This window comes from Aquimarina spongiae, assembly GCF_900141785.1.
Taxonomy (GTDB): domain Bacteria; phylum Bacteroidota; class Bacteroidia; order Flavobacteriales; family Flavobacteriaceae; genus Aquimarina; species Aquimarina spongiae.
Genome location: NZ_FQYP01000002.1, coordinates 258,914 through 280,409 on the forward strand (window position 1 = coordinate 258,914; position 21,496 = coordinate 280,409).

A 21,496-nucleotide genomic window follows, 5' to 3' on the forward strand; every position below is an offset into this window, starting at 1 on the left:
TATTTAAAAAAAAGTAATTTTACCAGTAATTTCTTATAATAAACATCATTGTTATAGATAAAACAAATTTTTAAACGCTTATTAATAAATAATATCAATAGCTTTATTATCTTTGTAGTTCTAAAATATAACCTATGACCATAACACAACTAAAATATGTTCTAGCCGTTGCCGAGCACAAAAACTTTACCAAAGCTGCGGAAAAAACATTTGTAACTCAACCCACATTGAGTATGCAAATTCAGAAATTGGAAGAAGAATTAGATATTCTGATTTTTGACAGAAGCAAAAAACCTATAGAGCTTACCGAAGTTGGAAACAAACTAGTACAACAAGCCAGAAATATTGTCAATGAGAGTGAACGTATACAAGATATAGTAGACCAACAAAAAGGATTTATTGGAGGAGAATTCAAACTTGGAGTCATCCCTACCATTATGCCCACATTGTTGCCCATGTTTTTGACCAATTTTATCAAAAAGTACCCCAAGGTAAAACTAAAAATTGAAGAACTAACTACAGAGGCTATTATTGAACGTTTGATGGATGGGCATTTGGATGCGGCTATAGCTGCTACCCCGCTAGAAAATGAGAATATAAAAGAACGTGTTCTATATTATGAACCTTTTGTTGGATACATCCCCAATAACCATAGGTTGAACCAAAAGAAAAAGATTGATGCGACAGATTTGGATATAGATGACTTGCTATTGCTAGAAGATGGTCACTGTTTTAGAGATGGTATTATCAACTTATGCAAGACACAAAAAAGTTATGATGAAGATCATTTCCAGCTACAAAGTGGAAGTTTTGAAACTTTGGTAAAATTGGCAAACGAAGGATTGGGTATGACACTACTCCCCTATCTACATACTATGGATGTAAAGGAAAGCGAAAAAACCAACTTGCATTATTTTAATGAACCAACACCAGCAAGAGAAGTAAGTTTAATCTTCAATAAAAGTGAATTAAAAATGCAGATCATAGATGCACTACACACCACTATCGCTGGAGTAGTAAAAGGCGCAATCGCATTTCAAAATGTTCAAATTATAAGCCCTATTACAAAAGTAAAAAGCGACTAAAAAGTCGCTTTTTTTTTATGTTGTTTTTAAATAGATTAAACAAGATTGTAATTCTGGTTGTTTAACCGTCAAGGATTGAATCCATATTTTCAATTCTTCAATCTCGTGCGGAAGTAGTCTGTTTAGTGCTTTTAGAACTTCCTTTGTAAAAAGATTAACATCAAAACTTACTTTTTTAAGAACAGTTTTAGTGTAATCAAACATTGCTCTGGCCATAAATTAATAGGGGTTTAAATGTTAGGTTTAAACTAGTAATTGTAGGAATAAGCTTACATTTTAATATTTAACTAATACTAATATATGCAAATAAAACTAAAAAACCAGTCTTTTAGCGCTTATTTAACACAGTTAAAAATTGTTATCGCCATCCAAAAGATCTCCTAAACCTCCTAAAATACTACCTTCACCTTTACTTTTACCTCCTCCCCTTGGAGCTAAAGCAAGTACTCGATTTGCTAACCTACTAAACGGAAGTGATTGTATATATACTACTCCTGGCCCTGTTAAGGTAGCAAAGAATAATCCTTCGCCCCCAAAGATGGTATTTTTGATTCCTCCCACAAACTCAATATCGTAGTTTACTCCTTTAGAAAAACCAATAATACATCCGGTATCTATCTTTAATTTTTCACCTGGTTGTAGTTCTTTTCGTGCTGTGGTACCCCCAGCATGCACAAATGCCATACCATCACCTTCTAGTTTTTGCATGATAAACCCTTCTCCCCCAAAAAGGCCACGACCTAATTTTCTAGAAAACTCGATTCCGATAGAAACTCCTTTCGCAGCGCATAGAAAAGCATCTTTCTGACAAATAAATTTACCACCGTAATTCGTTAAATCAATGGGAATGATTTTTCCTGGATAAGGAGAAGCAAAACTTACACGTTTCTTTCCTATAGCTTCATTATAAAAGGCTGTCATAAATAAACTTTCTCCGGTAAGCAGTCGTTTTCCCGCTCCAAAGATTTTACCCATGATCCCTTTATCCTTGTTAGACCCATCACCAAAGATGGTATCCATTTTTATACCATCATCCATCATCATAAAGCTTCCTGCTTCAGCAATTACGCCTTCTTGTGGATCCAACTCGATCTCCACATATTGCATTTCTTCTCCAATGATGTCGTAGTCTATTTCGTGTGCTGTCATAATAACTAGGTATACGTTTTAATGATTAAATGAATGTTTATACTATTGGTAAACATTTTTTGCAAAGCGTTACACCTATTTTTGGTTTAAGTAGTATCGCTTTGTGTTACCCTTTTACTTTCAAGGTCCATTCAAAGTTAAAAGTAGATACTTCTACTCCTTCTTTATTAGTTCCAACAGATTTCATCCATACCGTTTGTCCTTCTCCTGTTTCAATAGCTTTTTCGATAGCTTTTTCTATCAATCCACCATCTTCACAAACAAAAGTAATTCTCCCTGTAGCCTTTTTGGTAAAGGTAGCATTGTTATTAGCTACCAACATCGAGATTTTCTTTCCGCTGTTTCTAATATAACCAGTTACCAAAGCTCCGGTGGTTAACTCGGCTGCCATCCCTTGTACGGCCCAAAACATAGAATTAAAAGGATTTTGATTGAACCATCTGTGCTTTACGGTAACGGTACAAGTCGTTCTGTCAATAGATTTAACCCGTACTCCGCATAGCCAAGCCGAAGGTAATTTAAATAGTAAGAAGGTATTTAGTTTTCCTGGAGTGATATTCATTGATTAACATTTTTGATAGTTACAATATAGGTAAAAGTAATTGGGTTCGAAAATTCATATTTTCTTAAATTTATGTTAAATTATGGTACTATGTTTTGCATAATACCTTTTTTTAGACATATATTTGCATAAGAAACTATTATATACTTTTAAAAATGTCATCTAATAACCACAAAAATATCGCAACGTTCATGCATCTGGGGGCGTTTTCCAAATACTTTATTCCGTTTGGAAATTACATTGTTCCCATATTGCTTTGGACCACCAATAAGGACAAATCAGAGTTTATTGACGAAAACGGAAAAGAGGCCATTAATTTTCAACTGAGTATATTATTGTATACCGTTATCCTAGGAATGTTTTCCTTTCCGTTTTTCATCTTTAATGTTTTTGGAGATGCTTCTATTACAGATTTATTTCACCATGATTCGATATCCATCAATTTTTCGAATCCTGGAGGATTTAGAACACTTATAGGTGCATCATTTATAGGAGTAATCGCGCTAGTTGGTTTCTTTCTGGAAATCATTTTTGTAATTACTGCCGCATTAAAAGCTGACAAAGGAGAGTCGTACAGATACCCACTATCTATTAGGTTTATCAAATAATCAATGAAATCATCTATCAACATATCGTATATCTTGGTTACTGCTTTGGCAGTGTTGCTTACCTTCATTGTACATGAGTTTGCACACTATGTGACTGGAGAGCTATTAGGATATTCGATGAAGATGACATTAAATTCGGTAACCTTAAAAGAGGGAACCTATAATTCTGATTGGCATAGCTATTTAGTAACCGCTGCCGGACCTATAATAACTATTGTATTAGCTTTTGTGTTCTTTTACGTAATAAGAAAAACTGGTAAAGTATCCTGGTATCCATTTTTGTTTTTCGCTTTTGTTTTTAGACTTATGGCAATGGTAATTTCCATATTCAACCCTAATGACGAAGCAAGATTAAGTTATGTACTTGGGCTTGGATATTGGATGCTTCCATTATTAGTAACATTTACATTATTGTTTCTGGTTATTAAAACCTCAAAAGAACAAGGGTACGGTCTAAAATTTAACCTCATCAATTATCTTTTAGCAACAGTCTTTGTTACTGGAGTTGTATGCCTTGATCAATATGTTTTAAAATAATCATCAATCAAATTCATCAATCAATCAAACCATCAATCAAAAAATGAACAGTTTAACTTTTAAAAATTAGTTTTATGAAGATCGAAAACACGAAAGCGCAAATGCGCAAGGGTGTTCTGGAATATTGCATACTTTCTATCTTAAAGGACGATGATGCTTATGTTGCCGAGATTTTGGGAACCTTAAAAGATGCAAAGATGCTCGTGGTAGAAGGTACGATTTACCCCCTACTAACCAGGCTAAAAAATGCCGGGCTTTTAAACTATCGCTGGGAAGAATCAACCTCGGGACCGCCACGGAAATATTATGGACTCACAGAAACCGGAAAGTTGTTTCTAAAGGAATTAAACACTACTTGGGACGAATTACAACACGCTGTAAATCTGGTAACCAAACAAAAAAAGAAGTAAAATGAACAAAACAGTCAATATAAATTTAGCAGGTATATTTTTTCATATCGATGAGGATGCGTATCTCAAATTGCAACGATACCTCAGCGCGATCAAACGTTCCTTTACAGATTCTCAGGGTAGAGACGAGATTATTGCCGATATAGAAGCACGTATTGCAGAGCTTTTTAGTGAAAAAATAAGAGATGAAAGACAAGTTATCGGTAATAAAGAAGTAGACGAGGTAATCGCAGTAATGGGGCAACCAGAAGATTACCGATTGGATGAGGAAATTTTTGAAGACGAGCCAAGAGCATCGTATCAAAGACCAAAAAGTGCTAAGCAGTTGTTCAGAGATACCACCAATTCGTATGTAGGAGGTGTAAGTTCAGGACTTTCTCACTATTTAGGAATAGATTCTACATGGATTCGTTTGGCATGGATTTTATTTACGATCTTTTCTAGTGGAGCTTTTATCTTGATTTATATCGCTTTCTGGATTTTTGTCCCAGAAGCCAAATCCACTTCAGACTTTCTTGCCATGAAAGGAGAAGCGGTGAATATCAGCAATATTGAAAAAAAAATTAAAGAGGGTTTTGACGATGTAGCGGATACCGTAAAAAATGTAGACTATCAAAAATACAGCAATAAAGTAAAAAGTAGTTCTACCACTTTTTTTGAAGCCTTAGGAGATGTTCTATTGTTCTTATTAAAGATATTCGTAAAGTTCATTGGTGTCATCCTTATCATCACTGCCGGTATTACTTTGATCAGTTTGTTTATAGGATTATTTACGGTAGGGACCTTTGGATTTATGGATACCCCATGGACCGAATACATCGAAGTGGGTAACCATCCCGATGTTCCACTATGGATTGTATCCTTGTTAGCGTTCTTTGCAGTAGGAATCCCTTTCTTCTTCCTATTCATCCTTGGATTGAAGATTTTGATTAACAACCTTAAATCCATAGGTACACCGGCAAAATTGGGATTATTAGGGGTTTGGATCATTTCTATAATAGGATTAAGTGTGATCGGTATTAGACAAGCAACTTTAGAAGCATATGACGCTGATGTAATTACCGAAGAAAAAACACTTCCAATTACAGCCAAGGACACGCTTACCATCAAAATGCAAGGTAATGATCGATATGTGCGTCAGTTAAGACATAGAGATGATTATAGAATCAAAAGAGATGAAGAAGGTAATAGAGTGATTGTAGTACGTGATATAGAAATCTATATGAAGTCCACCAAAAGAGATTCTGTAGTAAGTTTGGCCATAAAGAAAAAAGCAGAAGGCCGATCATATGACGAAGCTTCAGAACGTGCAGAAGACATCAAGTACTTTTATGAATTAGAAGGAAAAACATTGCTCTTAGACGGATTTGCGATCACGGATTATGCAAATAAATTTAGAGATCAGGAAGTGAATATCACCTTAACACTACCAGAAGGTATTACCATTTATGCTGATGATAACACATCTGGTTTCAATAACTCCTGGACATATGATGATTATATCACTATCGATCGAAAAGAGGAGGAATACCTGAAACTGGTTGATGGTAAGTTTGTATGCGAAAGCTGCCCTGAGAAAGAAAACGATTGGGAGTATGATGAAGATGAAGACGAGGTAAAAATTAATATTAACTCTGAAGATCAAAATTTCAATTTAAAAATAGACGAAGACGGCGTTGAATTAAATAATGAACCCGTAAAAGTAAAAATAGACGAGGACGGTATAGAAATCAAAACCGAAAATTAAATCAAAAAACGAACAGTTAAATCACAACACTAAAATCTGAAAACAATGACCACACTAGCCAAATTTTTAGTCACCCTTTGTATGTCCTTAGCTTTTTGCTCATGCAATATTTCCATCGATGGACTTAATGGAATCAAAGGACAAGGAGAAGTAGTAAAAAAAGAGAGAACCATAGATCAAAACTTTGAAGCTGTAAAAGCAAGCAGAGGATTAGATGTTATTTTAGTAGAAAGTAATGACAAGAAAGTTATCGTAGAAGCTAATGAAAATCTACATGAGCATATTGAGATTTATGTAGAAAAAAACACCCTGTACATTACATCTGATGAGAATATTTATAGAGCAGATGAGAAAAAAGTATATGTATCTTATGATCAACTCAATAAAATACATGTAAATAGCGGAGCCAGCGTATATTCTGATCAGGAAGTAGCTCAAAAAGATCTTGCGCTTAGTGCTTCTAGTGGAGCAGATATCAAGTTGAAAGTAAAAGCACAAACGGTAAACTCTTCGGTTTCTAGCGGTGCATTTATCGATCTGGAAGGAAAAGTAGAGAACCATTCTGCAAGTGCCTCGAGCGGAGCTAATATTCGTGCTCAAGATTTATTGAGTTTGGTTTCAGAAGCTAAAGCAAGTAGTGGTGCAAACATAAGAATCCACGCTCAAAAAGAATTTACAGGAAAAGCTACAAGTGGCGCCAATGTAGTATACTATGGAAAACCAGAAAAAGTATCAGAAACCGATAACTCTGGAGGAAACGTAAGAAGAAACTAATCAATCCTAACAATCTAACCAACCCAACCAACCAAAATCATACTGCCCGAAAAGCACCCATTGTTGAAACCTTAGTTCATGTTAAGTACTAAATTTTTCGGGCAGTTTTTATTTTACGATTTTAGTTTAGCAAATGGTAATAGTTTCTATTACCATTTTTTCATTCTCCTCAAGCAGTTTATTATATCCTTCCCAAAGCTTCTTTTCCTTTGTTTTTATAGTCTGGCACAATTTCTTTTTAAGAAAAATGTTATTGTTTTTGGTACATGTTTTGCGCTACCATTTTTGTAACTTATGTTTGCTACATAAACATTTGCTGTTTTTTGTAGTCTTTATCAAAAATTAAAATCACACAATCCAATGAAAAAGTTATTCTTTTTATGCTGTATTTGTTCACTAACATTCAGCGCCTATGCTCAAAAAGAAAAAATAAAGGGAAACAAAATTGTAAGCACAGAACGTTATGATGTAGAACCCTTTCATACTATAGAAATTTACGAAAGTTTCGAAGTTACTTTGGATGAAAGTAGTGACAGCCAAGTAAAAATTGAAGCCGACAGCAATATACAGCGAGTGATACAAATAGAAGTTGTAGATAGTGTCCTGACCATAAAATCTGATAAAGATCTTCGTCGAGCAAAAGCACTCAATATTGATATTTTGTATGGGGCAGAACTTAAAAAGATTGTTTTATATGACAAGGTGAATGCCAAATCATTGTCTGCTATCAAATCCTCTGGTCTTACTGTTGAAGTAAATGATTATGCAGAAGTATTTTTAACCACAGAAACCGGTAATTTGAGTTGTGTCTCTTATGGAAAATCAAGAGCAGAGTTACACGCCAGTGCCACTAGCATTGTCTATCAAGTAAATGAAAACTCTGAAGTAAAAGGTATTGTTACTGCCGATAAATTTAAAATTGATTTGTATCAAAAAGCTACGGCAGAACTAGAAGGAGAAGTGCAGTTTATGCAATTGCGTACCGATAATGAAACTGACTTTTACGGGACTAAATTAAATGCTACAAAAGCATCTCTTTTGACCGAAGGATCCAGTGATAATTATGTACAAATCCAAGAAGAAATAACCATAGAGGCCAAAGATAAATCTGAAATTTTTCTGTTAGGAGAACCTAAAATTAGTATTCAAGGATTTACCAATGAAGCTGCGCTTTTCAAGAAAAATATCGACTACACCCCTAGTAAATTACGATTAAACTAGGTACATAAAGTCTTACGAAAACAAAAAAAGCATCTTGAGAGTATCAAGATGCTTTTTATATCTTCAAATTCTTTCTCTTAAGCCGAAACTCCAGCGTTTGTTTCTACAGTCGCTAAATAGCGCTCTGCATCCAAAGCTGCCATACATCCTGTTCCTGCAGCAGTAATTGCCTGTCTGTATTCTTTGTCTTGAACATCTCCTGATGCAAATACTCCAGGGATATTGGTCTTCGTAGATTTACCTTCGGTAATGATATACCCGGTATCATCCATATCCACTTGCCCTTTAAAGATATCCGTATTTGGTTTATGTCCAATAGCAATAAACAATCCAGTGATACTAATATCGGTTTTTTCGTTGGTTTGATTATTTACCATACGTAACCCTTCTACCACTTGGTCTCCTAATACTTCATCAACTTCGGTATTATACATCACCTTCAGGTTTGGAGTATTGTTGACTCTATGTTGCATTGCTTTTGAGGCTCTCATATAATCTTTACGTACTAGCATAGTAACACTAGAACAAATATTAGCCAAATAAGTAGCTTCTTCGGCAGCTGTATCTCCTGCTCCTACGATAGCAACATCCTGTCCTTTGTAGAAAAATCCATCACAAACCGCACAGGCAGAAACTCCTCCTCCTCTTAAACGTTGTTCACTAGGTAAACCCAAATACTTTGCAGTGGCACCAGTAGAAATAATTACAGTCTCTGCTTCTATTTCTTTACTATTATCAACAGTAACTTTGTGTATCCCTCCTACTTCTGTACTGAAGTCTACAGCAGTTACCATCCCGATGCGTACCTCGGTACCAAAGCGTTCTGCTTGTTGTTGTAACTGGACCATCATTGTTGGACCATCAATTCCTTCTGGATATCCAGGGAAATTATCAACTTCTGTTGTAGTAGTAAGTTGTCCTCCTGGTTCCATTCCTGTATACATTACAGGTTTCAAATCAGCTCTCGCTGCATATATAGCTGCAGTGTATCCTGCAGGCCCTGAGCCTACGATAAGGCATTTTATTCTTTCGATTGTATCAGACATAGTCATTTCTTTATTATCTGATGTAAAAGTAGCAATTTGAACATAAACCTTACATTAAAGTTATTAAGAATTGTTATGAAGTTATAGACATCTTAAATTATTATTAAATCATATAAAAACAGGCATAACAACTCTATATTTGTATGTCAATCAATCAATAAACCATAATGCGGGGAATACTCATTACATCCTTATTACTCCTTGTTTCTTTTAGCTATTCTCAAAATAAAAAAGCAGATAGTTTACAAAACGTATTAAACCAATACCAAAAAAAAGATACTATTCGAGTTAATTTACTGAATACTATTGGCTTTGAATATTGGATCAGTGATGCCAATCAATCTATCAATTTTGGGCAACAGGCTCTAGATTTATCAAAAACACTTAACTATACCAAAGGGCAAGCCACAGCACAACGCATTATCGGTGTTGCCCACTGGGCGCATGGGAATCAAAATGAGGCATTACGATTTTTGACCCACTCCCAACAGGAGTTTCAAAAAATAAAGGACGACGAAGGAATTGCCAATACTATGCTCAACATAGGTATGGTGTATGCCGACCTTAAAGAGTATGATCGAGCTCTGGAGAATTATAACAATGCTATTGATTATTTTACAGCACTGGGTTTGAAAGGAAGAATTGCTACGACATTTACAAAAATGGGAACCGTATTTTTGGAACAAGACAGACATTATGACGCCAAAGAATACATATCAAATGCACTAAAAATCCATAAGGAAAATAACTTTACCTATGGTATTGCCGAAGCTCATAATCGATTAGGGGTTTTATATATTAAAAACAAAGAGTTTGCTCAGGCCAAGTATCACATCGAACGATCAATAACCACAGGAAAATCCATAGATGACAGAGACGGGATAACCAGTAACCTGATTCAATACGGGAAATTGCTACGGTATGAAAAGAACTATGAAGCCGCAGATATTCATTTACAACTAGGGTTAAAAAGAGCAAAAAAAAACAACTTAAAAAAATATGAGCTTCAGGCGTATAATGAACTAAAAGAGTTAAGAAAAGAACAAGGCAAACCAGAGGAAGCCCTGGCATTTTACGATCAATATATATCACTCAAAGATTCTGTTTTCAATACCGAAAAATCTAAACAAATTGCCTATCTCGAATTCGAGAAAGAGATAGAAAGTCAGAACCGGGAACTTGTATTCTTAAAAGAGAAAGAAAAAACCGATGCTTTAATCAAATGGAGTTTGATGATGGGTATCATCATTCTAGTGGGCGGAGGCTTTTTGGTGTTTAGAAATCTAAGACAACGCTCTAGAAAAAATAATGATCTCCTCGAGAAGAGCAACGAATTATTACAATCCAAAGCTCAATTGGCTCAACAAGAAATGGAGAATGCTACATTAAAACAACAGGAATTAAAGCAACAACTCAATTTCAAGAACAAAGAACTCACCTCCTATGCGATTAATTTTGTGCAGAAGAATGAATTGCTCGAAGAACTTAGAAACACTGCGTTATTAGCAAAAAAAGCAACCCCAAAAGAAAAAGATAAACTGATCGATCAGCTTAATAAAACCATCAGACAACACCTGAATATTGATAAAGATTGGGAGGATTTCAAGCGATTTTTTGAAGAAGTGCATGTTGGTTTTTATGCAAAATTAAAGGCTAAACATCCGGATCTAAGTGCAAATGACCTTAAAGTTTGTTCGTTAACCCGACTTAATCTAAATGTCAAAGAAACGGCAAGCATACTAGGTATCTCTCCTGAAAGTGCAAAAACAGCTCGCTATCGACTTCGCAAAAAGCTCGCATTGTCTCAAGAACAAGAAATATTTACCTATTTATTATCACTGGAAAATTAATTCCTTGATTTTGGGCAGTTCAGACGGTTAGGACTTCTTAAAATCTATCACTACATAAACAACTGTTTATCAAACAAATAAATATCAATGTCTACCTAAAATCCACTTTAGTTTAAGACCATTAAAATAGTGGTCTACTTTTAATAAAAAGATGCTCACCACGGGTACACCCCTATTCTTTCCTAAACCTCAGCAACCCTTATACTTTTGATCCCGGAAAACAAATCAAAGTTTAAAGTTGTAAAAAATAATATGATGTTTAAAAATGAGGAAACAAGATCCATAAAACAATTTTGGATCAGAAGGAAAATTGAATTTACGAATAGATTAAATAACAAAAAGTAGGAGAAATTATGAAAGAGATAATAAACGCGTTGCCTACCCCTTTAGAAATTATTACAGACCCCATATCATTAGTTGTATTAGCCATGTATGCCGGTCTAATGATCTGGGAAGGTATTGCTCCAGCCCGAAGTTTACCTAAGGTAAAATTCTGGAAACTTAAAGGTATGATTGCCTTTGTGGTATTTTTCTTTTTATCCACCTACTTCCCATTGTTATGGGATGGATATCTGGCCAAGTACCAACTTTTTGATCTTACCTTTTTAGGTACCGCTTGGGGAGTAATCGTAGGCGTATTGATATACGAATTAGGGTTATACCTATGGCATAGAACGATGCACAAGAATGATGCACTGTGGAAGATATTTCATCAAATGCATCATAGCGCAGAACGTTTAGACAGTTACGGAGCTTTCTATTTTAGTCCAATGGATATGATCGGGTTTACCTTTTTGGGTAGTTTATGCCTGGTACTTATTGCAGGTTTTACACCAGAGGCTACCACATTGATCATCCTAGGAACCACATTTTTGGCGATTTTTCAGCATAGCAATATCAAAACACCGAGTTGGATAGGATATATCGTGCAACGTCCAGAAGCGCATACCTATCACCATGCCCGAGGGATTCATGCCGATAACTATGCTGACTTACCCATTATAGATATGATTTTTGGGACGTTTAGAAACCCTAAAAGTTATGATCATGAAACTGGTTTTTATCCCGGTGGTTCCAGTAAAGTAAAAGACATGTTACTATTCAAAGATATCTCACAACAAAGTGAGGGTTGAGTTGAGCGAGAAGCAATTGTCCCTGGTTTTTGTAGGGTAAAACCGGGGCAATTCTTCAAATGAGCTCCAAAAAATGTATCTCATGAAAACGATCACAAACATAGGTAACAAAATCTACCGTAGATTTTTAAATAATCGATCTACCATAAGCGCATTAGTATATGGTATACTGTTGTTTTCAATTGTCCCAGAACAAAGTTTGAGTACCTCCAAATTGGTGTATCTCGAAGTATATAATGCCACCTTGTTTTATATCATAGTAAACATGCTTTTTTATACAAGCGATATTTTATATCCCAAAAAGGAGCATGTCTTTTCCAGAGACTTAATTGAAATTCTTGTAAACGTGCTGATCTCCGCGATACTCATCATCTATCTATATGCAATTCGAAACAATGCAACGGCAATCAAAACCAGCGCCATATTGCTTAAGATAAACGCGCTTCTGATGTTACTGATATCTGTCTATATCTCAATAAAAACACCTTCAAATCAAAATAAAATCACATCATAAATACAGCAAGCATTCATGTTAAATGAAAAAGTAATTGTCAACGTGCAGTTTAAATCAACTTTATCCCCTAAACAATTAAAAAAAATCTCTATCAAAAGTTTGGATGAGACGGCAAATGTAAAAGGGCTAATCACCAAGTACTATTATACTAATCCGGAAACCAGCATCATTGGAGGTACCTATTTGTTTGAAAACCTAAAGTTAGCCAGAGAGTATTTGAGTTACTTTCTAATTCAAGGAATTGGTTTAAAATATGGTATTATCCCCGATACATTGAAAATGGACACTGGAATAGTTCATCTAGAAATCAATGGAAAGAACACAAAATATTATACGAAAGATCATAATCCCAAATAGATACGCTACATTTATCCCCAAAATGAAGCCTAATGACCATTTTTACTGCTTTAGATATTTTGGGTACCATAGCTTTTGCTATTTCTGGAGCACTTAGTGCGATCAATCGTAAACTTGATCCGTTTGGTATTTTTATCATTGCGTTTGTAACTGCTATCGGAGGAGGAACCGTGAGAGATATCCTAATTGGTAATACTCCTGTTTCCTGGATGCAGAATACGCTCAATATCTATTTGATAGGAATAGCGGCAACTCTGGCGATCATTTTTAGAAATAAATTAGGATATCTTAAAAGATCGCTTTTCCTTTTTGATACCATTGGATTAGGAATTTTTACCATTATTGGGGTAGAAACTGGTATAAATGCTGGGCTTGAGCCTATTATTTCTGTTGCTTTGGGAGCTATGACAGGATGTTTTGGTGGTGTAATACGGGATATTCTTTGTAATGAGATTCCGGTAATTTTCAGAAAAGAAATTTATGCTACAGCATCTATCGCCGGAGGAATATGTTTTATGGTTTTATATGTTTTTGCTATTGACCAAAACATCATTTATATTGCTACCACATTGCTTATCATTACGATACGTCTGGTAGTTGTGAAATATAAAATCTCATTGCCTACTTTTTTTATAAAGAGCTAACCTCAGTAGAAAAAGTAATTACTTATTTTTTGTCCTATGGAAAAGCATAACGAATTATCCGATCTCGATTTCAAAAAGCAGTTTCAGCAACTAAGCCTTGCTCCTGCTCTTTTTACTCACGAAGCGCATTTGCGATTGGCCTGGATTCATATCCAACATACAGGTCCAAAAAAAGCAGCAACAACCATTTGTGACCAAATTCTTCGTTTTGCTACCAAACATGGTGATCCTGGCAAGTTTAATAAAACAGTAACCATCGCAGCTGTGCAAATGGTCTATCATTTTATGCAGAAATCAACTAGCAAAAGTTTTACAGACTTCATTAAAGAATTTCCCAGGTTGAAAAATAATTTCAAAGAGCTTATAGCCAGTCATTACAGCTGGAATATTTTTACAGCCGATCGTGCCAAAAAAGAATACGTAGCACCGGACCTGTTACCTTTTACCTAAAAAAGCACCTTGGTTAAGGCGCTTCTGTCATTTTCATAGCAAATTTGATTCCCTAGTCTATCGCTTCAAATCTTACAACTGCCACAGATTTTGATGTAGCATCAAAGAATACTCGATCTTTTCCGTTAAGTTTAAACCTAGCCGTTGTAGCGGGAGCAACATCAGTCCTCTTTATAATTTCTCCATTGTTTTGAATCCTAACTCCAAAAGGATTTTCCCCTCTATTTTTAATGATAATAAAACTATCGTATCCAAAATAAGGATTAATTACAGCATCTTGACCAGGCCCTATACCTGTAATCCCCATAGATTGAGAAGGATCTAATTCTAATGTGGTCTTATAAGCATCACAAGAACTTAAAACACCAGCAACGATGAGTAGTAATAAGAAATGTTTCATAATGTTATTTTTTATGAAAAGACTATCTGTTGGGTGATCCAACAGATAGTCTGCCTTCATTACTTAGGCATTACCACATCACTAATCACATGGATCACTCCATTTTTGGCCATTACATCAGTTTTTACGATCTGACTATAGTTACCATTCTGGTCCTTCAGCCAAATTTTACCGTCTTTCTTAATTACTTTTAATTTTGAACCTTGTAGTGTAGTTACTTCGGCTTTACCGCCTCCTTTTTTCAAGGCATTTACTACATCACCAGCAGCCAATTTTCCGCTTACTACGTGATAAGTTAGAATAGCAGAAAGTTTTTCTTTGTTTGCTGGTTCTAATAAACTGTTTAAGGTTTTTGAATCGATTTTTGCAAATGCATCATTGGTTGGAGCAAATACTGTAAATGGTCCATCTCCTTTTAATGCACCTACCAGGTCTGCAGCTTTTACTGCCGCTACTAATGTAGAGAAATCATCTACGGATACTGCTACATCTACAATGTCTTTATTGTTTTGAGCAGAAGCCATTTGGGCAACTAAGAATAAGAATAAGGTTGAAAGAACAAAAATTAACTTTTTCATGATTTTTATTTTAATAATTAAACATTTTTTCTGCGCGCTTTACATTATCATATACACATGTTTTTTCCTTTTGGATGAGATTGACTCATTTTTTTTTAAATTTGGATAACCCTAGCCCATAAAATGCAAGATAATTTAGAGCTTATACAAAGGTTACAACAGAAAGACAGCAAAGCACTTTCAGAGATTTATGACCACTACTCTGGTGCATTGTATGGGGTTATTTTACGTATTTGTAAAAATGAGGCTATGGCACAAGATCTATTGCAAGAAACATTTGTGAAGATCTGGGAAAAATCGAATCAATACGATCCGAAAAAGGGAAAATTCTTTACCTGGTCCTACAGAATTGCTAAAAACCAAACGTTAAATTCTTTACGTAATCCCAATAAGCTCATCCAAAATGAGGATTTGAGTGTATATATAAATAAGACTGACGAAGAACCGAAAATAGACATACAAGAATTGGACGGTTCTCTGAAGCAACTTGAACCTCATCATCAAAAAGCGTTGGAGCTGGTTTATTTTAATGGACTTACGCATCGCGAAGCTCATGAAGAAATGAATGTCCCTTTGGGTACATTCAAATCATATGTGAAACAGGCTTTAAAAAAACTTAGAGAAGTATATCAAAAAGAACTCCTTATTCTATGGGTGCTTACTGAAATGGTGATATGATGGATAGGAATACGATAAAAGATACAGGAATATTAGAGCAGTACCTGCTTGGCGAGCTCTCCGAGGATCAACGAACTCAAGTTGAAGATCTTTTGAGAGAAGATGCCGATTTGCGAGATTATTTGGGTAAAATCGAAGATGATTTTGAAAAAATCGCTTTCGAAAACGCAATTACCCCACCCGCTCATATCAAATCGAATGTACTAAATCATATTACTGATACCGATGAAGAAGTTATTATCATCCCTAGACCACAAAAAAATCAATTAGTAACTTACCTAGCTATTGCAGCTGGATTAGCCATGGTGTTTATGGTTAGTGGATTATGGTTGTATACACAATGGCAAGATGCTAAAGAAACTTTAGAAGTTGTACAAAATCAAACCAATGACTTAAGAGATAGAATTGTATCCCTGGAGAACAATCTGAATGAAACCAGCAAATGGTATACGGCTATCAATAACCCAAATACGGTAAAACTAATCTTAAAAGGCAATCAAATATCACCTACCTCTTCTGCAATTACCTATGTCAACCATTCAGAAAAAACAGTGATTTTAAATCCGCAAGGACTAACAAAGTTAACCGATGCTGAAACGTATCAAATGTGGGCGGATGTAGATGGTGAAATGATTGATATGGGCGTGATCCCATCGGATCAAAATATGATAGTGATGAAGTATATTGATAATGCCGAATCTATCAATATTACGATTGAACCCAAAGGCGGTAACGATCATCCTACAGTCGAGCGTTTGATATCCAATGTATTATTATAACCACTAGCATATGGCAGCAAAGCTTCCGTTCATTGTTCCTGTTCTTCCCTCTGCCGATATCAAAAGAGATATACAATGGTATAAAGAAATGACAGGCTTTGAATTGGTGTTTGGGGATCACATGTATGCCGGCTTACAAAGAGATGATCTCGAAATACATTTGCAATGGCATGCCGATACCGAAGACGATCCATTATTAGGCGGATCGGTAATCAAAATCTTTGTAGAAAATGTTACTCCTATTTTTGAAGAGTTTTTAGAACGGGGTACAGTCAACAAAGACAAATTAAGAAAACATACTCCCTGGAATACTCACGAATTTGGTTTTTATGATCCCAACAATAACGCTATCTTTTTTGTTCAGGATATTTGATTCAACTTCTTTTGATATGAAATAAGCCATAACAATTAAGTGGATACCAAATCAAAAGATGATATGGCGATTCCATTCTCGCGCTTAGTGTCATCGAAGTATGAACTATTAAAAAACAATAAATATAAACAGATGAAAAATATAATATTGGTTCTCATCGCTTTAGTATTTTGCTGCGAAACACATGGACAAGATAGTACCACGGATTATACCAAGAAAGTACAAACCCTGGACCAAGCCATTACTACCCTATACGATGTTATTTCTGGCGAAAAAGGAGAAGAACGTAATTGGGAATTGTTTCGGTTTCTTTTTAAACCCGATGCAAAACTGATCCCATCCGGAAAAGATAAAGAGGGAGTATATCAAGTACGTTACCTATCCCCTGATGATTATATCCAAACTTCAGGAAAATGGTTGATTCAAAATGGTTTTTTTGAAAATGAAATTCATCGGGAAACACAGACCTTTGGTAATATCACACAAGTGTTTAGCACCTATGAATCTTTCAAAAGTAAAAATGATACAGCACCATTTATGAGAGGTATCAATAGCATCCAATTACTTAATGATGGGAAAAGGTGGTGGATCATCAATATTTATTGGACACAAGAGACTGAAGAAAATCCGATTCCTAGCAAGTACGCTACTAAAAACAAATAATGTAATCCTCTGAAAATAGAACGGATACGATATTCTTGTGCTTATTCAACAACTTTTAACAACAACTTATTTATTTTTTGTGAGTATCAAACCACATGAATTCGTATTTTTGCGCGAAATTTAGTAGCATTTAATGAGGGTTCTGTTCTCAATACTATTGTTTGCCACATTCGCCGTAAAACCGGTTATGGAGATGAGTACAATCATGTACTATCAGCTCAATATCGATTATATTGTGGAAACCTATTGTGTAAACAAAGAGCGTCCCAAACTTAATTGTAATGGTAAGTGTTACTTAATGAGTCAAATGAAGGCCAAAATACAACCTTCAGAAGAGCAACCTGACACCATTATTAGTGCAGAGGCTTTTATTCCTCTTTTCTTTCAAGATTATACGGTTCGCATCAAAAAACCTGATTTTTTAGGTTTCGAATATCTACACAATTGGAAAACCGAGGATTTGGTTATCAAAACCATTCTCAACGACATAGATCATCCACCGGAATTCTTCCTCTCTTAACCATTTATTTTTTTTAACGGAACACTCAAAGCAATACGCCTTTGAAGTATTCTATGCATTCATTTTTAAATAAAAATGGCAATTCTATTGTACTCCTGTTTCAACACGTACAATGGATGAACTATACAATCAATTATCAATAATGAAACTATATATACATGCCCTATTTCTTGGGGCAACACAATTATTTTTTGCTCAGGAAACAGTAGAAAACAAATGGTCGGGATCAAGACCAGACGGACATGCTCCTATTTCGGTAATGGGAGATCATACACACGGAAAAGGAGAATTCATGTTCTCATATCGCTATATGTATATGAATATGGAGGACCTCAATCGCGGTAGTGAAAATGTACCTTTCTCTAATGCACTACGACCAAACGATATTTACATGGTTACGCCTACACAGATGCCCATGCAAATGCATATGCTAGGTGCCATGTATGCACCAAGTGATAAAGTCACTTTGATGGTTATGGCCAATTACCTATCCAGCGAAATGGATCATATTACCGCTATGGGAGGGACATTTACCACAGAAGCTTCTGGATTTGGAGACACCAAAATTGCAGTGCTATACAAGTTCTTTAACAGCAACAGACAGCAGTTGCATGCTCAAGTAGGAATCTCTATCCCTACCGGTAGTATTGATGAAATGGATGTGACTCCAGCTTCTGCTCCCAACGAAGTAATACTCCCATACCCTATGCAAATAGGTAGCGGAACCTGGGATCCGGAATTAGCATTGACCTACCTAAAACAGTGGGACAAGTTTTCTTTTGGAACACAGGCCAGAACTACACTTCGATTGGGTAAAAACGATAACGAATATCGATTAGGAAATCGATATAGCATCAATAACTGGCTGGCTTTGAAAGCTACCAACTGGTTAAGCTTTTCTGGACGTTTTGAACTAGGTGCTATCGACAGGATCGAAGGAGCTAATCCAGCATTAAATCCTATGATGGTGATTACTGCAGATACGGCAAACTCTGGAATGACCTATGCTAATGCTGGTTTAGGTTTTAATCTTTACGCTTTTCAAGGGGGATTAAAGAACTTAAGACTAGGTTTCGAAGCAGCACTACCCATATTTCAGAATATGAACGGTGTTCAGCTTAGAAATAAGGAAACCATGACACTAGGATTACAATACGCTTTATAAATATATACAACTGTTGACGTGTAGTGTCTCAACTACATGAGCAACAATTTCAATAGCAATGAAAAACAATTTATTATATATCTTATTCCTTCTTGCAGGAATACAGACCTATGCACAAAATGAGTATCCAACAAAAGAACAGGATACGATTATGTCAGAAGAAACACTAGAAGAAGTTATTGTGACTTCGGCTAGTCGAGAAATACAAAAAAGATCTGAAGTACCAGGTTCTATCTCTACCTTAAATGCAAAGGCCTTAAAAGAAACCAAAGCATTTGGAATCGATCAACTGGTGAATCAAGTACCTGGAGTTTTTATGTCGACTTCAAGGGTAGCAAGTAACGAACAACACTTTATGGCCGTTCGTTCTCCGATATCTACAAAAGCATTGTTTTTATACCTGGAAGATGGTCTGCAAATACGACCTACCTCCGTTTTTAATCACAATGCATTATTAGAAATGAATGATGTGGCTTATAACCGTGTAGAGGTTTTAAAAGGACCCGCATCTAGTATCTACGGTAGTGAATCCATCGGTGGAAGTTTTAACTTTATTACAAAATCTCCGTCCGAAGATTTGAGTGGTAGCGTAGGTTTCCAAACCAACGACCTGGGATTAACGCGTTACGAATTTGAAGTTTCTGATTCACCTAGTGAACAATTTGGGTTTTATTTGGGTGGACAACATGTACAACGACAAGATGGTCCTATTGAGCATAGTGATTACGAGAAAACGGCCATTACCTTTAAAACGGTATATGATATAACCGAAAAATTCAATTGGACAACTGTTGTAGATTTGGTGGATTATCGTTCGGATATGACCGGTTCTTTGAGTGAAGCGGATTACGAAAGTGGTAATTTTGAAAGTGACCAAACGTTTACAGAACGAGATGCATTGGCGTTTAGAGTACGAAGTACATTCAACACCCAATGGAACGAACAAAACAAAACCTCGTTCAACCTGATCGTCCGTGATAATCGTATGGATCAGAATCCATCCTATAGAATTCGTCAATTCAGAAACCAAGGGCAACTTACTGGCTTTGGGTCTGGAGAGATCAACTCCAATCAATTCAGAAGTTATGTTGGTTTAGTTCAACACAAAGTAAACATGAACTTTGCCAACTCCTCTTTGATTGTAGGAGCTACAGCAGATTATTCTCCTCAGGAGTATATGGCAGAAAGCACCAATGTTATCGTAGATCCAGAAACAGGTAGAAACATTGATTTTACGATCAACTCTGGACAGTATATCTTGAACTACGAGGCGGATATTTTTAACTATGCTGGTTTTTTCCAGTACGAAATATCTCCTGTAAATCAGGTAAAAGTAACGGCCGCACTTCGTTATGATGGCTTCGAATATGATTATGACAACCAGGTAGATGGTATTGTAGGAGTTGATGATGCTGTAGATAATTTCAACAATCTTACACCAAAATTGGGAGTGAATTACAATTTCACTTCAAGATCTGGAGTGTATGCCAATTATTCGCAAGGATTTACGCCACCACAAGTATCTACCTTGTATCGTAATCGTAACGATTTAATAGGAATCAAGCCAAGTCGTTACAATAACTATGAAATTGGAGGATACCTATCTTCTTCAAAATTCAAAGTAGATGCCGCCATTTATGTTTTGGATGGACAAAACACCTTAATCACGTTAAGAGATCTTGATGATAACTTTTTCAATACCAATGCAGGAAAAACAAGATCTTATGGTGTTGAATATGGAGTTACATGGTCTCCTATCAAAGAATTATCCATTACACACAATGGTAGTTATGCGATGCACAGATATATAGATTTCTTTGATCGCGGAGTAGACTTCTCGGATACCGATAGAGAAACTGCTCCTAACCTATTAGGAAATTCTTTGATTACCTATCGAAAAAATATCAACACCGATTTAGGGTTCAGTGTTACTGCAGAACACGAGTTGGTGGGTGAATACAATACCAGTTTCGAAGGTCAGGTAGAAAACGAAGATGGTACTTTTGGCACCGCTACCTACGATGGACACAGTGTGTTCAACCTAAGAGCGAATGTTGCTTACAAAGGATTCGAATTGTGGGGACATGCGCTCAATGTCTTTGATGAGTTGTATGCTGCAAGAGCTTCTTTTAATCGATTTAGAGGAGAAAATAGCTTTACGGTAGGAAATCCCCGAGCTTTTCATGTAGGGATGCGATATAATTTTTAAACCATTGAGACCTGATGAAACGACCATTCGTCGGGTCTCATTTT

26 protein-coding genes are annotated in these 21,496 nt (G+C 35.8%); 20 read left to right on the top strand and 6 right to left on the bottom strand.

Features of this window, described 5'->3' with window-relative positions:
* The first annotated feature begins 134 nt into the window (after positions 1-134).
* Complete coding sequence (locus tag BUE24_RS05855; protein ID WP_073314889.1) at positions 135-1,085, top strand: LysR substrate-binding domain-containing protein; 951 nt, start codon at positions 135-137, stop codon at positions 1,083-1,085.
* 15 nt (positions 1,086-1,100) lie between these two features.
* On the opposite strand, the gene BUE24_RS05860 is transcribed toward BUE24_RS05855, so the two are convergent.
* The 3 genes from BUE24_RS05860 to BUE24_RS05870 form a co-directional block, all read right to left on the bottom strand.
* A complete protein-coding gene (locus BUE24_RS05860) occupies positions 1,101-1,301 on the bottom strand; it encodes a hypothetical protein (protein WP_073314891.1) in 201 nt (66 codons plus the stop codon).
* Between the two features lie 132 nt (positions 1,302-1,433).
* Positions 1,434-2,234 (bottom strand): TIGR00266 family protein, encoded by an 801-nt coding sequence (locus BUE24_RS05865; RefSeq protein ID WP_073314893.1) that lies wholly within the window; start codon positions 2,232-2,234, stop codon positions 1,434-1,436.
* Positions 2,235-2,340: 106 nt separating this feature from the next.
* Positions 2,341-2,796, bottom strand: a complete 456-nt coding sequence (locus BUE24_RS05870) for a DUF4442 domain-containing protein (RefSeq protein WP_073314895.1) — start codon at positions 2,794-2,796, stop codon at positions 2,341-2,343.
* 155 nt (positions 2,797-2,951) lie between these two features.
* Here BUE24_RS05870 and BUE24_RS05875 point away from each other — a divergent pair, with 155 nt between their 5' ends.
* The 6 genes from BUE24_RS05875 (at position 2,952) to BUE24_RS05900 (ending at position 8,093) form a co-directional block, all read left to right on the top strand.
* Positions 2,952-3,404 carry a DUF4870 domain-containing protein gene (locus BUE24_RS05875; protein WP_073314897.1) on the top strand — a complete coding sequence of 151 codons (453 nt, stop codon included), beginning with the start codon at positions 2,952-2,954 and terminating at the stop codon, positions 3,402-3,404.
* 3 nt (positions 3,405-3,407) lie between these two features.
* On the top strand, positions 3,408-3,941 hold the full coding sequence (locus BUE24_RS05880) for a zinc metalloprotease (RefSeq protein ID WP_073314899.1): 534 nt from the start codon (positions 3,408-3,410) through the stop codon (positions 3,939-3,941).
* 74 nt (positions 3,942-4,015) lie between these two features.
* Complete coding sequence (locus BUE24_RS05885) at positions 4,016-4,351, top strand: PadR family transcriptional regulator (protein ID WP_073314900.1); 336 nt, start codon at positions 4,016-4,018, stop codon at positions 4,349-4,351.
* Between the two features lies 1 nt (position 4,352).
* Complete coding sequence (locus BUE24_RS05890) at positions 4,353-6,098, top strand: PspC domain-containing protein (RefSeq protein WP_073314902.1); 1,746 nt, start codon at positions 4,353-4,355, stop codon at positions 6,096-6,098.
* Between the two features lie 45 nt (positions 6,099-6,143).
* Positions 6,144-6,872: a head GIN domain-containing protein gene (locus BUE24_RS05895; RefSeq protein WP_073314904.1), complete on the top strand. Its 729-nt coding sequence runs from the start codon at positions 6,144-6,146 to the stop codon at positions 6,870-6,872.
* Positions 6,873-7,232: 360 nt separating this feature from the next.
* Complete coding sequence (locus BUE24_RS05900; protein ID WP_073314906.1) at positions 7,233-8,093, top strand: GIN domain-containing protein; 861 nt, start codon at positions 7,233-7,235, stop codon at positions 8,091-8,093.
* A gap of 77 nt (positions 8,094-8,170) precedes the next feature.
* Here the strand turns inward: BUE24_RS05900 and trxB are convergent, their stop codons facing one another.
* Complete coding sequence (trxB, locus tag BUE24_RS05905; RefSeq protein ID WP_073314907.1) at positions 8,171-9,139, bottom strand: thioredoxin-disulfide reductase; 969 nt, start codon at positions 9,137-9,139, stop codon at positions 8,171-8,173.
* 167 nt (positions 9,140-9,306) lie between these two features.
* Between trxB and BUE24_RS05910 the strand changes: the two genes are divergently transcribed.
* The 6 genes from BUE24_RS05910 (at position 9,307) to BUE24_RS05935 (ending at position 14,087) form a co-directional block, all read left to right on the top strand.
* Complete coding sequence (locus tag BUE24_RS05910; protein ID WP_073314909.1) at positions 9,307-10,989, top strand: tetratricopeptide repeat protein; 1,683 nt, start codon at positions 9,307-9,309, stop codon at positions 10,987-10,989.
* Positions 10,990-11,342: 353 nt separating this feature from the next.
* Entirely contained in the window at positions 11,343-12,122 is a 780-nt protein-coding gene (locus BUE24_RS05915; protein WP_244548128.1) for a sterol desaturase family protein, read from the top strand.
* A gap of 82 nt (positions 12,123-12,204) precedes the next feature.
* On the top strand, positions 12,205-12,636 hold the full coding sequence (locus BUE24_RS05920) for a hypothetical protein (RefSeq protein WP_073314911.1): 432 nt from the start codon (positions 12,205-12,207) through the stop codon (positions 12,634-12,636).
* Between the two features lie 15 nt (positions 12,637-12,651).
* Positions 12,652-12,993, top strand: coding sequence for a YdhR family protein (locus BUE24_RS05925; RefSeq protein ID WP_073314913.1), 342 nt, complete (start codon positions 12,652-12,654; stop codon positions 12,991-12,993).
* A 32-nt stretch (positions 12,994-13,025) separates the two neighbouring features.
* Positions 13,026-13,637 carry a trimeric intracellular cation channel family protein gene (locus tag BUE24_RS05930; RefSeq protein WP_084549421.1) on the top strand — a complete coding sequence of 204 codons (612 nt, stop codon included), beginning with the start codon at positions 13,026-13,028 and terminating at the stop codon, positions 13,635-13,637.
* A gap of 36 nt (positions 13,638-13,673) precedes the next feature.
* Positions 13,674-14,087 carry a hypothetical protein gene (locus BUE24_RS05935; RefSeq protein WP_073314914.1) on the top strand — a complete coding sequence of 138 codons (414 nt, stop codon included), beginning with the start codon at positions 13,674-13,676 and terminating at the stop codon, positions 14,085-14,087.
* Positions 14,088-14,139: 52 nt separating this feature from the next.
* Here BUE24_RS05935 and BUE24_RS05940 read toward each other — a convergent pair whose 3' ends face one another.
* Positions 14,140-14,487 carry a hypothetical protein gene (locus tag BUE24_RS05940; RefSeq protein WP_073314916.1) on the bottom strand — a complete coding sequence of 116 codons (348 nt, stop codon included), beginning with the start codon at positions 14,485-14,487 and terminating at the stop codon, positions 14,140-14,142.
* 59 nt (positions 14,488-14,546) lie between these two features.
* The gene (locus BUE24_RS05945; protein ID WP_073314918.1) at positions 14,547-15,065 is read right to left on the bottom strand and encodes a fasciclin domain-containing protein; all 519 of its coding nucleotides are present in this window, start codon (positions 15,063-15,065) and stop codon (positions 14,547-14,549) included.
* Between the two features lie 123 nt (positions 15,066-15,188).
* On the opposite strand from BUE24_RS05945, the gene BUE24_RS05950 reads away from it, so the two are divergent.
* The 7 genes from BUE24_RS05950 (at position 15,189) to BUE24_RS05980 (ending at position 21,452) form a co-directional block, all read left to right on the top strand.
* Positions 15,189-15,743 (top strand): RNA polymerase sigma factor, encoded by a 555-nt coding sequence (locus tag BUE24_RS05950; RefSeq protein WP_073314920.1) that lies wholly within the window; start codon positions 15,189-15,191, stop codon positions 15,741-15,743.
* Positions 15,740-16,522 carry an anti-sigma factor gene (locus BUE24_RS05955; RefSeq protein ID WP_084549422.1) on the top strand — a complete coding sequence of 261 codons (783 nt, stop codon included), beginning with the start codon at positions 15,740-15,742 and terminating at the stop codon, positions 16,520-16,522. The genes BUE24_RS05950 and BUE24_RS05955 overlap by 4 nt, the downstream gene beginning before the upstream one ends.
* A gap of 10 nt (positions 16,523-16,532) precedes the next feature.
* Positions 16,533-16,895, top strand: coding sequence for a VOC family protein (locus BUE24_RS05960; protein ID WP_073314924.1), 363 nt, complete (start codon positions 16,533-16,535; stop codon positions 16,893-16,895).
* Positions 16,896-17,027: 132 nt separating this feature from the next.
* Positions 17,028-17,558 (top strand): hypothetical protein, encoded by a 531-nt coding sequence (locus BUE24_RS05965; protein WP_073314926.1) that lies wholly within the window; start codon positions 17,028-17,030, stop codon positions 17,556-17,558.
* A 193-nt stretch (positions 17,559-17,751) separates the two neighbouring features.
* The gene (locus tag BUE24_RS05970) at positions 17,752-18,078 is read left to right on the top strand and encodes a hypothetical protein (RefSeq protein ID WP_073314928.1); all 327 of its coding nucleotides are present in this window, start codon (positions 17,752-17,754) and stop codon (positions 18,076-18,078) included.
* A gap of 142 nt (positions 18,079-18,220) precedes the next feature.
* Complete coding sequence (locus BUE24_RS05975) at positions 18,221-19,243, top strand: transporter (RefSeq protein WP_073315360.1); 1,023 nt, start codon at positions 18,221-18,223, stop codon at positions 19,241-19,243.
* A gap of 58 nt (positions 19,244-19,301) precedes the next feature.
* Positions 19,302-21,452, top strand: coding sequence for a TonB-dependent receptor family protein (locus BUE24_RS05980; RefSeq protein WP_073314930.1), 2,151 nt, complete (start codon positions 19,302-19,304; stop codon positions 21,450-21,452).
* The last annotated feature ends 44 nt before the right edge of the window (positions 21,453-21,496 follow it).

Coding starts and splice junctions, on each gene's coding strand:
- BUE24_RS05970 (WP_073314928.1), top strand. CDS start 17,752: ATGAGTACAATCATGTACTATCAGCTCAATATCGATTATATTGTGGAA.
- BUE24_RS05860 (WP_073314891.1), bottom strand. CDS start 1,301: ATGGCCAGAGCAATGTTTGATTACACTAAAACTGTTCTTAAAAAAGTA.
- BUE24_RS05940 (WP_073314916.1), bottom strand. CDS start 14,487: ATGAAACATTTCTTATTACTACTCATCGTTGCTGGTGTTTTAAGTTCT.
- BUE24_RS05965 (WP_073314926.1), top strand. CDS start 17,028: ATGAAAAATATAATATTGGTTCTCATCGCTTTAGTATTTTGCTGCGAA.
- trxB (WP_073314907.1), bottom strand. CDS start 9,139: ATGTCTGATACAATCGAAAGAATAAAATGCCTTATCGTAGGCTCAGGG.
- BUE24_RS05945 (WP_073314918.1), bottom strand. CDS start 15,065: ATGAAAAAGTTAATTTTTGTTCTTTCAACCTTATTCTTATTCTTAGTT.
- BUE24_RS05900 (WP_073314906.1), top strand. CDS start 7,233: ATGAAAAAGTTATTCTTTTTATGCTGTATTTGTTCACTAACATTCAGC.
- BUE24_RS05875 (WP_073314897.1), top strand. CDS start 2,952: ATGTCATCTAATAACCACAAAAATATCGCAACGTTCATGCATCTGGGG.
- BUE24_RS05910 (WP_073314909.1), top strand. CDS start 9,307: ATGCGGGGAATACTCATTACATCCTTATTACTCCTTGTTTCTTTTAGC.
- BUE24_RS05930 (WP_084549421.1), top strand. CDS start 13,026: ATGACCATTTTTACTGCTTTAGATATTTTGGGTACCATAGCTTTTGCT.
- BUE24_RS05980 (WP_073314930.1), top strand. CDS start 19,302: ATGAAAAACAATTTATTATATATCTTATTCCTTCTTGCAGGAATACAG.
- BUE24_RS05885 (WP_073314900.1), top strand. CDS start 4,016: ATGAAGATCGAAAACACGAAAGCGCAAATGCGCAAGGGTGTTCTGGAA.
- BUE24_RS05960 (WP_073314924.1), top strand. CDS start 16,533: ATGGCAGCAAAGCTTCCGTTCATTGTTCCTGTTCTTCCCTCTGCCGAT.
- BUE24_RS05855 (WP_073314889.1), top strand. CDS start 135: ATGACCATAACACAACTAAAATATGTTCTAGCCGTTGCCGAGCACAAA.
- BUE24_RS05935 (WP_073314914.1), top strand. CDS start 13,674: ATGGAAAAGCATAACGAATTATCCGATCTCGATTTCAAAAAGCAGTTT.
- BUE24_RS05870 (WP_073314895.1), bottom strand. CDS start 2,796: ATGAATATCACTCCAGGAAAACTAAATACCTTCTTACTATTTAAATTA.
- BUE24_RS05915 (WP_244548128.1), top strand. CDS start 11,343: ATGAAAGAGATAATAAACGCGTTGCCTACCCCTTTAGAAATTATTACA.
- BUE24_RS05895 (WP_073314904.1), top strand. CDS start 6,144: ATGACCACACTAGCCAAATTTTTAGTCACCCTTTGTATGTCCTTAGCT.
- BUE24_RS05955 (WP_084549422.1), top strand. CDS start 15,740: ATGATGGATAGGAATACGATAAAAGATACAGGAATATTAGAGCAGTAC.
- BUE24_RS05925 (WP_073314913.1), top strand. CDS start 12,652: ATGTTAAATGAAAAAGTAATTGTCAACGTGCAGTTTAAATCAACTTTA.
- BUE24_RS05865 (WP_073314893.1), bottom strand. CDS start 2,234: ATGACAGCACACGAAATAGACTACGACATCATTGGAGAAGAAATGCAA.
- BUE24_RS05950 (WP_073314920.1), top strand. CDS start 15,189: ATGCAAGATAATTTAGAGCTTATACAAAGGTTACAACAGAAAGACAGC.
- BUE24_RS05890 (WP_073314902.1), top strand. CDS start 4,353: ATGAACAAAACAGTCAATATAAATTTAGCAGGTATATTTTTTCATATC.
- BUE24_RS05920 (WP_073314911.1), top strand. CDS start 12,205: ATGAAAACGATCACAAACATAGGTAACAAAATCTACCGTAGATTTTTA.
- BUE24_RS05975 (WP_073315360.1), top strand. CDS start 18,221: ATGAAACTATATATACATGCCCTATTTCTTGGGGCAACACAATTATTT.
- BUE24_RS05880 (WP_073314899.1), top strand. CDS start 3,408: ATGAAATCATCTATCAACATATCGTATATCTTGGTTACTGCTTTGGCA.